The sequence below is a fragment of the Streptomyces sp. NPDC093591 genome, assembly GCF_044764885.1.
GTDB lineage: Bacteria > Actinomycetota > Actinomycetes > Streptomycetales > Streptomycetaceae > Streptomyces.
Genome location: NZ_JBIWIY010000014.1, coordinates 201133 through 215070, shown reverse-complemented (window position 1 = coordinate 215070; position 13938 = coordinate 201133). Strand labels below are relative to the sequence as shown.

Below are 13938 nucleotides of genomic sequence, written 5' to 3'. Positions count from 1 at the left end.
CGGTGCCCCTTCGGCGTTCGGGTGGTGGTGCTGATCGGATGACCGAAGCTTGTGAGGCGATCCGTCCCAACCGCCACGCCCAGCGGGGTTTTGGGGACGCTGGAACGTCGAAACGGGCTCTGACCAGGGGGAACGCAGGCACCCTGGAACGGGCGAATGGGATGCGGGAGCTGTGAGGGAACGGCCCGAAGCCGTGATCGTCCAAACGCACCTCATCTGCACATCACCTCTATACACTCCACGTATACACCCCGTGTAGAGTCGTCCGCCTGAGTGGTCATCCAAGGAGAGTGAATGAGTAAGGCGGCATCGAACCAGCACGCCAACGGGCTTGCACCACAGCAGACACCGGAGGAATCGCTCGCGGCGCCGGAAAGCGACTTGCCGCGCTACCGGGTCGAACTGGAGAGCCCCGATGAGGGAATCCGGCGGGTGGAACACGTCCACGCGGGCTCGATGGAGGAGGCGCTGGTAAAGGTCCGCGAGACCGACCATTGGCCGAGTAGCGGACCCGGCAGCGACCCCAGCGGATTCCGAGTCGTGGAGGCCACCGAGGAGAGCGCCTCCAGCGAAGCCCGGCACCAGAGGAACGCGCGCCGGCGATACATCAACACCATCGTGGAAGAAGGCCTGGCGGCGCTGGGCAAGACCGCCCCCGATCGCCCGGATCAAGAGTTCCTCGACGTCCTGAGCGACTTCTTCACCCGGGCCGTCGTTCACCCCGGGCACTTCGCCTTCCCCTCAGGGGATACGGAGGCCGACCGTCTCCTGGAAGTCAACGACGTGTCCTGCGTCCTGGTCGAGCTCCTTACGACCCATCTCACCCATCACGGCTTGAAGGTGGAACGAGCTGTCGCGGAGTAGACACCGCGGCCCGGCCCGGAAGTTGGCCGGCAGCCGATGATTCCACCAACCCGCGGAGAAGCCGGGGTGAAGTAATGGACCGGGTCGGCGACAATGCACAACCCCCCACCCGCCCCCTCTGTCTGTTGCAGGTGAAGTCACCACCCGATGCATCAGACGTGGGGGGAAACCACACCATGCGCATACGCGCCACTGTCGCCGCCGCCACCGCCGCCACCGCCGCCACCCTCAGCGCCGCCCTGGCCGTCACCTCTCTCACCGTCCCGGCCGCCGCGGCCGAACAGGACGACACACCCACGACGTTCAGGGACATCCAGGTCAACCAGAACCGCGACTACACCGTTGTCGTCCCGGCCGCACGGAAGGTCGCGTTCCTGGTCTCCGCGATCGTCAGTGACCCGTCCGGCGTCCAGAGCGTCTCGTTCGAGCTGTGGCACGGAGCGAGCCGGGCGGACGCCGACGGGTGGATGGAGCAGGTCGGGTTCGACCGCTGCGTGAAGATCAACGACATCGAGTCCAAGTGCGAGGCCGTCGTGGTCGCCGACCCGTACGACAACCTCCGCAGCAATGCCCTCGCCGGTGTCTGGACCGTGGGCGCCGTGGCCGTCGACGGCGCGGGCAACGTCACCCGCGAGTACGACAACCCATGGCTGGCACGCATCAAGCGCCAGACCCACCTGTCCCAGGCCGACGCCACCCCGGAGCCGGTGAAGAAGGGCGAGGCCCTCACGGTCAAGGCCCGGATGATCGTCGCCAGCTGGGAGAAGCACAAGGACGTGCCGCTCATCGGGCATCAGGTGCTGCTCCAGTTCCGCAAGGGCACGAGCGGCGCCTTCACCACGCTGAAGAAGGTCAAGACCGACCGGAACGGCTGGGCCACGGCCACCGTGAACGCGACGGTGGACGGCGAGTACCGCTTCGATTTCGCGGGCACGTCCCTTACTCAAGCCAGGTCCGGCCGGGCCGACTTCGTCGATGTCAAGTGAGCCCGGACCGGTGAAGTGACCGTGAGGTGCCCCGTCCCCTGACCGCGACATCGGCGGGCAGGGGCCTCCTCGCAGCCCCGCGCTACTGGCAGTGCGGACACCACACCGTGCCGCGCCCCGCCATACGGGACCGGCGTAGGGCGTGGCCACAGCGGGGGCAGGCCGGGTCGGGGTCGTCGCGGTGGCCGGTGAGCCAGGAGTCGCGTGGGGGGACGCGGCCGGCGGCGACCGCGGAGCGCAGGGTGCGGCGCATGTGTGTGTACAGGCGGCGGGAGTCGGCCTCGGTGAGGTCGTTCGCCCGGCTCGTGGGGTGCAGTCCCGCCCGCCACAGGATCTCGTCGGCCAGTAGGTTGCCGAGTCCGGCGAGGACGGACTGGTCGGTGAGGGTCGTTTTGAGGCTGCCGCGACGCGTGGAGAGCGCGTCCTCGAACTCCTTACGGCTCACCGCCATCGCGTCGGGACCCTGGCGCTCCAGGAGCTGTGCGACCTCGGACTCGTCGTGGGCCAGCCAGAGGCCCTGCAGCTTGCGCTGGTCGCGGTAGCGGAGCTGACGGTCCCGGGCCAGGGTGAAGAGGACGCGGTCGTGCGGCTCGACCGTGTCGTCGGGATGACCGCAGAGCAGTTCGCCGGTCATGCCGAAGTGCAGCATGAGGGTGGGGCCGCCGGTGCGGGCGAGCAGCCACTTCCCGTGCCGCTCCGGCTCGGTGAAACGCCGGCCTTCCACGGCGTCACGCAGCTGCCTCGTGCTCACTCCGTGCAGTACGCCGGTGTCGCGCACGTCGACGCGCTGGATGATCCTGCCCTTCGCGCAGGACTCCAGCACCCTCCGGAATCCCTCGACGTCCGGCAGCTCAGGCATCGGTACGTCCTCTCTCACGCGCCGATTCACCTGCTCGGCGCGTGGGCCGCGACCTCCCTCGGAACATCGTCTCTCCGGGCGGGTAACGGCGCAGCACCGCACGCCCCCGAGAACACCGGGGACACCGAAGCGGGTGGGGAAGAGCAGCCAGTCGGGCCGGCTCGTACTGAGTCACCTCAGGCTGGGGTTGATCCGATCACTCGTCGGCGAACTGATCGGTGTCGAAGAGCTCGTTGATGTGCCCGCCGAGTTCCGACCAGTGCTGTGCCGAGAGCTGGGACGCGGCCTCCGCGTCGCCGCTGCCGCAGACCTCGATGAGTCGGTCGTGGTGCTCGATGGTGTTGCGGCCGCCGAGCAGGGTGGAGAACTTGCGGTAGAGGATCCGGTGGATCTGGGGGTGCAGCTGTTCGACGATGCGGGTCAGTACGGGGTTGTCCGCGGCCGCGATGGGGATCGCGTGGAAGCGGTCGTCGGCCGCGAGGGCGGCGGTGGTGTCGTTGGCGGCGACGGCCCGTTCGAAGTCCCGGTTGGCTTCGCGCATGTGCCGCAGGTCCTGCTCGGTCATGAGGGGTACGGCGGTTTCGACGGCCAGTTGGTCCAGGGAGCGCAGGACGGCGAGGGTCTTTGCGACGTGGCGGCGGTCGAGGGGGGTGATACGGGTGTAGACGCCGGGCTTGGCCTCGACCAGACCGATGTCGGCGAGCCGGGCGAGCGCCTCGCGCACGGGGGTGCGGCTGAGTCCCAGACGCTCGGCGAGCTCACTGTCCTTGACCTTCTCCCCGGGTGCCAACTCGCCGCGCACGATGGAGTCGCGCAGGCGGTGGAACACCTCGTCACTGAGGAGACGGCGGGAGACGGGGGTGTCGAGCGACATACTGCGTACGGTACATCGGGCACGTGGGCACCCCGGCACTTCGGCACTTCGACCCCTCGGGCGGCCTCGTACGTTCCGTCCGAGGACAGGGACGCAAGGTCAGGGGACGCGCCGAAATCCGCGGCGGACCAGCGCCCGGGCGAGGACCACCGCCGGATCGACGAGGGGGACCGACACCGCTTCCGGCGGCAGGCCGAGGGGGATTTCGGTGCAGCCCGCGATGATCGCCTGTGCGCCGCGCTCGACCAGCCGCTGTGCGGCGTGGGCCAGTGGCGCGGTCGCGGTGGTGTCCCTCGCCCCGGCCTTGACGGCTCTGATCGCGGCCATGACTTCACTGTCCTGGCTGGACCGGTCGGGCAGGACGAGATCGACGCCGGCCCGGTCGAGCCACTCCTGATACAGGCCCGCGCGGACCGTGCCGGTGGTGGCGAGGAGCCCCGCCGCGCGGACGGCCGGTCGCAGCGCGGTCAGGTGCTCGGCGACCTCACCGATCATGTGGACGATCGGCAGGCCGACGTGGCCGGCGATCCGGGGGACGAAGGCGTGCGCGGTATTGCACGGGATGGCGATCAGCGTGGCGCCGGCCTCGCGCAGCACTCGGCTGCCGTTGAGGAGCCAGGGGGTGGGGTCGGGGCCGTCGCCGAGCAGGGCCTCGGTGCGGTCGGGGACCGTGGGGTCGGACCAGATGACCGCCTTCAGGTGCTCCTGGTCGCTGCGGCCAGGCGTCAGCGACACCAGCTTGGCGTAGAAGTCGGCGGTCGCCGCCGGTCCCATGCCGCCGAGGATGCCGATGATCTGCGGGGCGTCGGTGGAGCCGTTCACAGGGCGCGTCCCTCCCTTGTTCATGGGCGAATTCCGGACTCTTGATACGGGCTTGCGTCGCACGCCCATGCCCCTGACCGCCAGCCTCTTACCGATACATCGAATGCAGTATATTGGAGGACCGGGAGAGGCGCAGCATGAGGGAACCACGGACAATCGCCGCAAAGTCCGGCACCGAGGACGGCCATTACTGAGGTGAGCGCGGCGGCTCACGGAACAAGGAAGGAAACACCATGGCCCTGAACGGCCGCACCGTAGCCGTCTTCGCCCTGGGCGGCACCATCGCCACCACCACCGACCCGGCCACCGGCGCTGTCGTCCCGGCGCTGACCGCCGCGGAACTCCTGGACGCCGTACCGGGGTTGACGGCACTCGGCGTCGAACTCCGTGTCCACGACGTACGCCGGCTGCCGAGCGCCTCTCTCCGCTTCGCCGACCTCGACGAGCTCTACCGGCGGATCGCCCAGGAACTCGACGGCGGGGACGTGGACGGCGTGGTGGTCGTCCAAGGAACCGACACGATCGAGGAGACCTCGTTCCACTTCGACCTGCTGCACCACGGCGACGCTCCGATCGTGTTCACCGGAGCGATGCGCAACCCGACCCTGCCCGGCGCGGACGGTCCCGCCAATCTGTACGCGGCCGTCCTCGCCGCGGCCGGGCCATGGCTGCGGGGCGCGGGCTGCGTCGTCGCCCTCAACGACGAGGTACACGCCGCACGCACCGTCCGTAAGAGCCACACCACCAGCACCGCGGCATTCGTCTCCCCCGGCTCAGGGCCGATCGCCCTGGTGGCCGAGGGGCGGGTCAGGATGCTGCACGGACAGCCCCGCCGGACCGCGCTGCCCGCCGGACCCGACCGGGCGCACACAGCGGCGACGGCTGCACCTCGGCGGTCCCCGCGTATCGCGTTGCACACCGTCACGCTCGACGACGACGCCACCCTGCTCGACCTCCTCGACGGAGCCTGCGACGGCCTGGTCCTCGCGGCCCTCGGCGGCGGTCACGTCCCCGAGTGGACGGTCCCCCGCCTGCGCCGTCTGGCCGAGCGCATCCCGGTGGTCCTCGCCTCCCGCACCGGCTGCGGCCCCGTTCTCACCCGCACCTACGGCTACCCCGGCTCCGAACAGGACCTGCTCGCCGCCGGCCTGATCCCCGCGGGCGACCTCGACCCGTACAAGGCCCGTCTGCTCCTGCGCCACTTGCTCGCCACCGGCCGCACGGAGCGGGGGCTGATCGCCGATGCCTTCGCGGCGCACAGCTCGGACCGTGCCTGAGCCGACCTCGGCCGGACTCACCTCACCGGCGTGCCCGGTCAGCGGCCCGTGAGCCAGTCCGCCAAGTCGTAGACGGCACGGCAGTACGGGTCGTCGATGTCCTTCCGCACGCGTTCCAACTCTCCCGGCACGAGGGCCGGAAGGGCGGCGTGCACTCCCGTCACGCCGACGACGACCGAGCCTTCTTCGTCTCGGAGGGGAAGGTCGATGCCGAATGGCGGGGCGTCCTCCGAGGTGGGGGTGTCCAGGTAGAGGCGGTATGTCGCCCGGTCGAGAAGGAAGAACCCACGCAGGCGCGGTTCCGCGGGCTCGTCCGGCTCGGGGGCGACCGAGAACGCTGCCGCAGCCGCGTGCAATGCATCCGACACCTGGAACCGCGGCTGGGCGATGAAGGCGTGGACAGCGGCGGAAGCGTCGATCACCGGGATTCCGAAGACGTCGCGTGGCGCCTCCTCGATGTCGCGTCCGGAGCAGTCGGCCAATGCGCCGCGCAGGGCTGCCGCGAGGTCCCCTGACGGGATGTTTCCGCCGTACTGGTCCGTGAGCGGCATGTCGAACGCGACCGAGCTGTCCAGTCGTTGCCCGTCCCACACCACGACGCGACCGACGCCGCGTCGATCCGGGGAAGCCATCACCCCACGGACGAGCCGGACCTCCTGCCCTGGCACGAACGCCGTGACACGACTCAGCATCTCGTGTGCCAACTGCGCCTGCAGACCGGAAAGGCCCCTCTCGTCCCACATCATCGAGTGCTCCGTCACACCCGGTTCAACGCGCCCATGGTGGGCAACGCGTGAGTCACCGCCGCACCGCGGTCTCGCGCGACACCTCCAGGAGCTCGCCGCCACCCGGGACGGTGAGGACACCGAAGCCACGCGTCCTGGCGCCTCCCTCCTGCCAGGCCTGACCGGCGTACCAGGCGCCGTGCTCCAGCGCCTCGGGCCAGTGACGTCGGCGAAGCGGATTCCGCGCGGACATGAGGCCGGTCAGTTCCTCGCCTTCGCGGTACCGCAGTTGGACGGGCACGCCCATGACGTCCTTGACGCCGTCGGGCCGGTGCGCCGCGGGGATGAGCTGCCACGGGTGCTGTTCGAGCACCCGCCGGATGCGCTTCAGGGAACCCATTACGTCGCGGCGCAGATAGAGAACAATCAGATAGCCAAAGCTCACCAGGACAATTCCGCCGGCAGCCCGCTCCTTGGCATTTTCGCCGGAGAGATTCCCGAAGAGCACGAAGTACGCCACCCAGGAGAGGGCATACAAGGAGTGCCAGATCCAGCCCCCTCTCTTCGCTTTGCTTCGAGCCTGCTCCCATGCCGCCCGGGTCTCAGGGTGATCGAAAGCACATTTATGCAGAGGGGCGTGCGCATCGGCAGGGCCTCGATCGGCCTGCGCGCCGGGCTTGTCGAAGGGAAGACCCGCACCGCTGTCTTTCACAATTTCTCCTCGTATGTGGATTCGAAAGCCCAGGAGACCGCGATCGACACACCACTCTACTGGTATATAAGCTGCCGCCCGGTCGGGCAGCGCAAGGGAAGCCCGGCTGTCCACATTGCCCGTAATTCCCTTCTTCCGCCGCTATGGGGGTACCAGGTGGGGGACCACTTCAAGGTCGACATCGATCAGTTGGACCAATTCGTCAAATCGCTCCAGCAGGCTACGAAGGACCTCGACGAGGCTCGTAAGGCGCTTTCACACGTCCGCAGCGCCGAGATCGGCACTGCCCGGCTGGACGAGGCCTGCGACACGTTCCAGGAGAGATGGAAGTACGGGTCCGAGCAGTTGAGCGAACTCATCGGCAGCATCAGCGAGGGCGTGAAGTCCAACAAGCTGAGCTATCAGGAATTCGAGGAGAACCTCGAGAAAACCCTGAAGCAGATGGCGGATTCGGCTACTTCGGGTGGCGGAGGGAAGAACTGATGACCACGAACCCGTATCCGAATCTCGGCTGGAACCCGGTCCCGGGCATCCCCGCGGAGGTCACCGCGCTGCAGCAGAAGGTGAAGGCCGCGGCGAACGCGCTGGACAGCTCCCACCGCCAGATCGAAAAACTGCTGGGGGAGAGCGCGCACTGGGAAGGTGACGCGGCGGACGCCTTCCGTGACGCCCTCGACGGCGAACTGCCGAAGTACATGAAGAACGCGGCGCATTCACTCAACAAGGCCGCGGCATCGCTGGACGGCTGGAGCGGCGACCTCTCCTCCCACCGCGACCTGGCGAAGAAGTACGACGAGGAGGCGGGCGAGAAGAAGTCCGCCGCCGCGAAGGCCAAACAGCACCACGACGAGGCCGCCAAGCACCCCGACCTCCAACTCGCCGGGAAGCAGTACCCCAGCCAGCAGGAGGCCGACGCCGCGACAGCGCGCCTGCGTGCGGCCGAGCGCTCGCTGAACGAGGCGACCACCCAGCTCAACAACGCCAACCAGGCGTACGAGGACGTCCTGTCCAAGGCCCGCACCCTTGAGAGCGAGAACAAGGAGAAGGCCGAAGCCGTCGCCAAGAAGCTCGACGAGGCGGACGACAAGCTGGCGCCCAAGGAACCGGGGTGGTTCGGCAAGACTCTTGAGGCCATCGGCGAGGGCCTCAAGGCGGTGGGAAAGTTCCTGCTGGACCACGCCGGAACCATCGGCGCCATCGCCGGCCTCCTCGCCCTCTTCCCCACCCCCCTCGCGCCCGCCTTCGCCGCCATCGCCATCGTGGCCAGCGCGGCTGCGCTGAGCAAGAACCTCGCGAGCGAGGACTTCAGGGACTCGCTCATGGGTGAGCACGGGTGGAAAGCGGGCCTGACCGCATGGGGTTCCGTCGTCGGCGACACGCTGGGCGTCGTACCTGGCGTCGGCATCCTGGCCCGGGCGGGAAGCGAGGTGGGCTTGGCGGCGGCGGTCGCCAGGGAGAGCGGTGAAGCCATGTCGCTGGGTTCGAAGGTCACTTCCTTCGCCAGTGAAGTGAAGGCCGTCAACTGGGACAGGGCCGTGGATGTCGCCACCGCCCCCAGCAAGCTGCGCGACTGGGCCCTCAACGGCGTCAACGCGACCGCGAACGTGGTCTCCTCGGCGGAGACCGCCGGACTGCTGCCGGAAGACGGCATCGGCCATGACTCCACCGAGGCCACCAAGGCGGGCGTGGCCCTGTCCGGCGCGGCGGGCACGCTCGGGACCTTCGGCACGGACATCGTTGAACTCGCGGGGAGCATCCGGCTGTGAACAACCGACTCGGCGGCACGGCGGCGACGGACACCACGCCGAAGCCGAATTTCTGGTACGGGCTCCCCCACGGGTATCTGGAACTGGACTTCCATCCGACGGAGGAGGGAGTCGCGGAACTGGCCCGGCAGATCAACGGACTTCCCGAGGAGGCCCGCGACCGGGCCGATCAGGCATTCCGGCTGTACGCCATGACCTCGATGCTCCTGCAGAAGCAGCCGGTGGCTGTCTGCGCGCTCGGCATGCACCCCGACGACAACGGGGAGGCTTCGCTGTCGGTCCTCACGATTTCGGCCTTCCCCTCCGGAGGAGCGAACCCCATCCGCGTCCTCGCCGGCATGGTGGGCGGCAACGCGGGAGGGAACGCGAACAACGGATTGCAGCCCATCGAACTGCCCGTGGGTGTCGGGTTCCTGACCGAGCAGGTGCGTAAGACGGTGGCCCCCGGCGTCCCGCCCGAAGGTCAGGAGGGGCCCTTGGAGGGTTCGGTCTGGCAGGGAACCGTGGCGGTACCGGAGCCCCGTACGTCGTCGATCATCACCGTGCAACTGGTGACCTCGGCGGTCGAACTCGCCGACGACTACCGCTCGGTGCTGCTCGGCACTGCCCGCACGCTGACCTTCACGAATCCGACGGCCGCGGCGGACCAGGAGCCCGGGCCGGTGGCTCCCGGTTCCGCGGCGCAGGCCATGCAGTCCGACTTCGGATGATCAAAGGGAAGGCGGGAAGGATCGCCGTGCAGGAGGAGACGCGCGCGCCCTACGCGACCGACGGAACCGATTTCCAGGGCGCTTTGCAGCATCACCGCACCACGGCACTGAAGCGTTTCGCGAAACGGGCGGCGATCTTCGGGGTCATGTGGTTGCAGATCTTCCTGACACGCACCGAGTATCTGCTCCCCATCGCCATAGTGGGGTTCCTCGGTCTCCTCGTCTCGGTGATCCGCCTGTCGAGCTCCCTCACCTGGGCCCGGCGGTGCTCCCGCCTCTTCCGCACCTACCCGGTTGTCTTCCGCGGCCCGGTCCGGCAGACGAGCGTGGAGAGGAACAACTGCTTCACCGTCAGGATCGGAACGGAAGGCTCGGACTCTCCCACGATGGCGGGCGCGAACCTGTCGGGCAGGGGATGGCCGGCGAGCGGCTCCGCAGGCGTCTGGTTCGCCGGCGACGATCTCTTCGGCGGCGCCGCCCTCGTCCCGGTCACCGGCGAACTGCTGTTCATGCAGCCCCACGACTGGCCACTGACATCCGCACAGCGGGCAAACGCCCCGGCGGACCGCATCGCGAAGGCGAAACAGGCCGGCACCAAGGGGTACGTCTCTCTTCGCTCCGCCTGAGGTCGGGCCGTTTCAGAGGTCCGCTGCGCACAGTTGTCCGCGATCTCCCCCGGAATTGTCCGTGATCGGTAACGGACGCATCCCGTGGCCGCCGCCCCTCGTCCTGCCAGGTGGTCGCGAGGCGACCGGGGATTCGGCGAGGGACTGCGCGAGAGCGGGGCGGACATGGCACGGCACGGCGGCGGGCGGGGCTGGTACGGCAAGGTGATCGGGGCGGCGCTCGGTGTGACGGTGCTCGCCGCCGGTGCCGCGGTGTGGACCGCGCAGGCCGGTGCCGTGGGCGGAACGTCGCCGAAGGCGACCGCGTCGCCCAGGCCGGGCAGTGCCGTCAAGCCGGTCGCGGTGACCATCGTGCACGCCTCGGACAAGGGGGCACGCGGCCTCAACATCACCATCGACGACGGCCCCGACCCCGTGTGGACGCCTCAAGTCCTCGACGTGCTGCGGGAGTACGGGGTGAAGGCCACGTTCTGCATGGTGGGGACGCAGGCGCAGGCCCACCCGGACCTCGTGAAGAAGGTGGTCGCGGCCGGGCACCGGCTGTGCGACCACTCGGTGTCGCACGACACCACCATGGACAAGCAGTCCCAGGCCTACCAGTCGCAGCAGATCCTCGACGCCGAACGCATGATCACCGAGGCGTCCGGGGGCGTACGGCCGATGTACTACCGGGCCCCGGGCGGCGCCTTCACCCCCTACAGCCGCAAGCTCGCCGCCTCCCGGGGCATGCGCCCGCTCGGCTGGAACGTGGACACCAAGGACTTCGAGCGACCGGGCACGGACGCCATCGTCACCACCGTCGAGCGGGAACTGCCCAACGGGCCGACGCTCCTCTTCCACGACGCCGGAGGCGACCGCTCCCAGACCGTCGAGGCCCTGCGTCTGCTCCTCCCCCGGCTGAAGGAGCAGGGCCACTCCTTCGGCTTCCCGGTGCGCTGAGCCCCGGCGCGCCCTTCGCGGGAGATGTGACCTTCATCGCGGAAGGGGAGCTTCCGGGTGTTCGCCGCCGTCTCATCCGCTGACGGCGGTGGCAGCGGCTCGTCTCCCATCGCCTGAGGTCACAGGGCTGTGGACGGACGGGCGTGGCAGGAAGGGCGCGCCCGCGCAGAGCAATATCTGTTCCCGTGAAATGAGAAATTGACGCGGGGCACGGCGAGTATTCCTCGACCGTCGGCCAGGCCGAAATTATGGACCGTGCAGGGCCGATCGCACCGTGCTACTGTCGATCTCAGTTGCAGGTGTGGTTGCCAGAAGGTTCATTTCCGACGGGTTAATCAGCACGGCGACACGGAATTCGCACACGGTGAATTCCTGAAACCGCCTCCGAAGGAGAAATGACATGGCTACTGGCACCGTGAAGTGGTTCAACGCGGAAAAGGGCTTCGGCTTCATCGAGCAGGACGGCGGCGGCCCCGACGTCTTCGCCCACTACTCGAACATCGCCACCCAGGGCTTCCGCGAGCTGCTGGAAGGCCAGAAGGTGTCGTTCGACATCGCGCAGGGCCAGAAGGGCCCGACGGCCGAGAACATCGTTCCCGCCTGACGCCGACGTCGGCCTGAACGCCGACGCGCATACTTCGCAGCTGGGGCCCGCACCTTGGGGTGCGGGCCCCAGCTCGCCGCATTTCAGGGCGCATCACACATCGCATTTGGCTCGTTCTCGCAATTCTCTGCGCCGCTCACCTGCTGCGGGAATTCCTTGATACGCGCCGCATCAAGGAAGGTTCCGCATGAATCGCACGCGCACACCCCGTACCACCGACACAACCCGCACCACCCGTGGCCGCTCCGGCGGAGGAGCTGCCGCCAACCGCTCCGGCGCGCCGCGCCGTTCCAAGAGCCACGGCAACCGACCGTCCGTACAGGGCGAGTTCGCACCGCCGAAGACAGTCACGCCCGCGCTGCCCGCCGTCGAGTCGTTCGCCGAACTCGCCATGCCCGCACCGCTGTTGGCCGCCCTCGGCCATGAAGGCGTGACCGTGCCGTTCCCGATCCAGGCGGCGACCCTGCCGAACTCCCTGGCCGGCCGTGACGTACTCGGCCGTGGCCGCACCGGCTCGGGCAAGACCCTCGCCTTCGGACTCGCCGCACTGGCCCGTACGGCGGGGCGGCGTGCCGAGCCACGGCGGCCGCTCGCCCTCGTCCTCGTTCCCACCCGCGAGCTCGCCCAGCAGGTCACCGACGCGCTCACTCCGTACGCCCGCTCCGTGAGCCTGCGGCTGGCCACCGTCGTCGGAGGCATGTCCATCGGCAGGCAGGCCGGTGCGCTGCGCGCCGGGGCCGAAGTGGTCGTCGCGACGCCCGGGCGGCTCAAGGACCTCATCGACCGGGGTGACTGCCGGCTGGACGATGTCGGCATCACGGTCCTCGACGAGGCCGACCAGATGGCCGACATGGGCTTCATGCCCCAGGTCACCGCCCTGCTCGACCAGGTGCGTCCCGACGGGCAGCGGATGCTCTTCTCGGCCACCCTGGACCGCAACGTCGACCGGCTGGTGCGCACCTACCTGCACGACCCCGTCGTCCACTCGGTCGACCCCTCCGCCGGCGCGGTCACCACGATGGAGCACCACGTGCTCCATGTGCACGACGCGGACAAGCACCGGACGACCACCGAGATCGCGGCACGGGACGGCCGAGTGATCATGTTCCTCGACACCAAGCACGCCGTGGACCGGCTGACCAAGCACCTGCTGAGCAGCGGTGTCCGCGCCGCGGCCCTGCACGGTGGCAAGTCCCAGCCGCAGCGCACGCGGACGCTGGCCCAGTTCAAGAGCGGGCATGTGACGGTACTGGTGGCGACCAACGTCGCGGCGCGCGGCATCCACGTCGACAATCTCGACCTGGTCGTCAATGTGGATCCGCCCACGGACCACAAGGACTACCTGCACCGCGGCGGCCGTACGGCCCGCGCCGGCGAGTCCGGCAGCGTCGTCACCCTGGTGACCCGTGACCAGCGTCGCGAGGTGAGCCGGCTGATGGCGTCGGCGGGTATCACCCCCCGGATCGCCCAGGTGCGGTCGGGCGAGGCGGAGTTGAGCCGCATCACAGGTGCGCAGGCCCCTTCCGGCGTACCGGTCGTCATCACCGCGCCGGTGGTCGAACGTCCCCGCGGCGCGTCTTCCTCGTCCCCGTCCCGGGGCCGTCGGGGGCGCCGGGGCCAGGCCGGCCAGGGCCGGCCCGTCGGGGAAGCGGCGCGCCGCAGGGCACCGCGGCGGACCGGCTCCGGGTCGGCCGCGTAGAGCCGCCGTGCTCACCAGCCGGCCCCTCCCCGACCTTCCCGCCCATCACAGGCCCATCGCTTTCCAGTAGGAGGCACCTATGACGCCGGCTCAGATGCAGCACCACCGAGTGGATTCCTCCGCACAGGCCGTGGCCGACGACAGGGACGCCTCCGGACCTCGGGTCTGTGACGACATGACGGTCGAGGTGGCTCTGTCCCTCATGGCCGGCGCCCGGGTCGATCACCTCGTCCTCTGCGACGGGGACGAGCAGAGCACGGGCCTGATCACCCTGGCCGGGCTCGCCGTACTCCGCGGCAGCCCCACCTACACGGACCGACTCCGCCTACGGGACGTCCTCGACGGTCCGTTCACCTCGCCCGGCGCCCGGTCCGGCACCGCCGGCGAGCGTCCCCGGACACCGGACGCCCTCACCCTGGCCCGCTGATCCCCGTCGTTCGCTGATCCCCCTCGCTCACCGATCCCGCCCCGCCCG

16 protein-coding genes are annotated in these 13938 nt (G+C 69.2%); 11 read left to right on the top strand and 5 right to left on the bottom strand.

From position 1 onward, the window contains the following. The first annotated feature begins 294 nt into the window (after positions 1–294). Together ACIREI_RS28575 and ACIREI_RS28570 are read left to right on the top strand one after the other, a co-directional pair. Positions 295–864: a hypothetical protein gene (locus ACIREI_RS28575; protein WP_403338551.1), complete on the top strand. Its 570-nt coding sequence runs from the start codon at positions 295–297 to the stop codon at positions 862–864. A gap of 176 nt (positions 865–1040) precedes the next feature. Next, positions 1041–1850, top strand: coding sequence for a hypothetical protein (locus ACIREI_RS28570; RefSeq protein ID WP_403338548.1), 810 nt, complete (start codon positions 1041–1043; stop codon positions 1848–1850). Between the two features lie 82 nt (positions 1851–1932). On the opposite strand, the gene ACIREI_RS28565 is transcribed toward ACIREI_RS28570, so the two are convergent. The 3 genes from ACIREI_RS28565 to ACIREI_RS28555 all read right to left on the bottom strand — a co-directional run bounded on the left by ACIREI_RS28565 (position 1933) and on the right by ACIREI_RS28555 (position 4405). After that, positions 1933–2709, bottom strand: a complete 777-nt coding sequence (locus ACIREI_RS28565; protein WP_403338545.1) for an Fpg/Nei family DNA glycosylase — start codon at positions 2707–2709, stop codon at positions 1933–1935. Between the two features lie 196 nt (positions 2710–2905). Then, a complete protein-coding gene (locus tag ACIREI_RS28560) occupies positions 2906–3583 on the bottom strand; it encodes a GntR family transcriptional regulator (RefSeq protein ID WP_403338542.1) in 678 nt (225 codons plus the stop codon). A gap of 99 nt (positions 3584–3682) precedes the next feature. Beyond that, positions 3683–4405, bottom strand: a complete 723-nt coding sequence (locus tag ACIREI_RS28555; RefSeq protein WP_403338539.1) for an aspartate/glutamate racemase family protein — start codon at positions 4403–4405, stop codon at positions 3683–3685. A 233-nt stretch (positions 4406–4638) separates the two neighbouring features. Between ACIREI_RS28555 and ACIREI_RS28550 the strand changes: the two genes are divergently transcribed. Then, positions 4639–5682, top strand: a complete 1044-nt coding sequence (locus ACIREI_RS28550; RefSeq protein ID WP_403338536.1) for an asparaginase — start codon at positions 4639–4641, stop codon at positions 5680–5682. 38 nt (positions 5683–5720) lie between these two features. On the opposite strand, the gene ACIREI_RS28545 is transcribed toward ACIREI_RS28550, so the two are convergent. Further along, positions 5721–6314 carry a hypothetical protein gene (locus ACIREI_RS28545; protein ID WP_403338534.1) on the bottom strand — a complete coding sequence of 198 codons (594 nt, stop codon included), beginning with the start codon at positions 6312–6314 and terminating at the stop codon, positions 5721–5723. A gap of 166 nt (positions 6315–6480) precedes the next feature. Then, positions 6481–6927 carry a hypothetical protein gene (locus ACIREI_RS28540; protein ID WP_403338531.1) on the bottom strand — a complete coding sequence of 149 codons (447 nt, stop codon included), beginning with the start codon at positions 6925–6927 and terminating at the stop codon, positions 6481–6483. A gap of 117 nt (positions 6928–7044) precedes the next feature. Between ACIREI_RS28540 and ACIREI_RS28535 the strand changes: the two genes are divergently transcribed. The 8 genes from ACIREI_RS28535 to ACIREI_RS28500 all read left to right on the top strand — a co-directional run bounded on the left by ACIREI_RS28535 (position 7045) and on the right by ACIREI_RS28500 (position 13890). Then, positions 7045–7602 carry a WXG100 family type VII secretion target gene (locus ACIREI_RS28535; RefSeq protein WP_403338528.1) on the top strand — a complete coding sequence of 186 codons (558 nt, stop codon included), beginning with the start codon at positions 7045–7047 and terminating at the stop codon, positions 7600–7602. Continuing rightward, entirely contained in the window at positions 7602–8885 is a 1284-nt protein-coding gene (locus ACIREI_RS28530) for a putative T7SS-secreted protein (protein WP_403338525.1), read from the top strand. The genes ACIREI_RS28535 and ACIREI_RS28530 overlap by 1 nt, the downstream gene beginning before the upstream one ends. Continuing rightward, positions 8882–9595 carry a hypothetical protein gene (locus ACIREI_RS28525; RefSeq protein WP_403338522.1) on the top strand — a complete coding sequence of 238 codons (714 nt, stop codon included), beginning with the start codon at positions 8882–8884 and terminating at the stop codon, positions 9593–9595. Before ACIREI_RS28530 ends, ACIREI_RS28525 begins: the two co-directional genes overlap by 4 nt. Before the next feature lie 26 nt (positions 9596–9621). Beyond that, a complete protein-coding gene (locus tag ACIREI_RS28520) occupies positions 9622–10221 on the top strand; it encodes a hypothetical protein (RefSeq protein ID WP_403338519.1) in 600 nt (199 codons plus the stop codon). A 165-nt stretch (positions 10222–10386) separates the two neighbouring features. Beyond that, positions 10387–11160, top strand: a complete 774-nt coding sequence (locus ACIREI_RS28515; protein ID WP_403338763.1) for a polysaccharide deacetylase family protein — start codon at positions 10387–10389, stop codon at positions 11158–11160. A gap of 400 nt (positions 11161–11560) precedes the next feature. Continuing rightward, positions 11561–11764, top strand: coding sequence for a cold-shock protein (locus ACIREI_RS28510; protein ID WP_030648194.1), 204 nt, complete (start codon positions 11561–11563; stop codon positions 11762–11764). A gap of 187 nt (positions 11765–11951) precedes the next feature. Next, positions 11952–13463, top strand: a complete 1512-nt coding sequence (locus ACIREI_RS28505) for a DEAD/DEAH box helicase (RefSeq protein WP_403338516.1) — start codon at positions 11952–11954, stop codon at positions 13461–13463. A 79-nt stretch (positions 13464–13542) separates the two neighbouring features. Then, complete coding sequence (locus ACIREI_RS28500) at positions 13543–13890, top strand: CBS domain-containing protein (protein ID WP_403338513.1); 348 nt, start codon at positions 13543–13545, stop codon at positions 13888–13890. Positions 13891–13938: the final 48 nt, after the last annotated feature.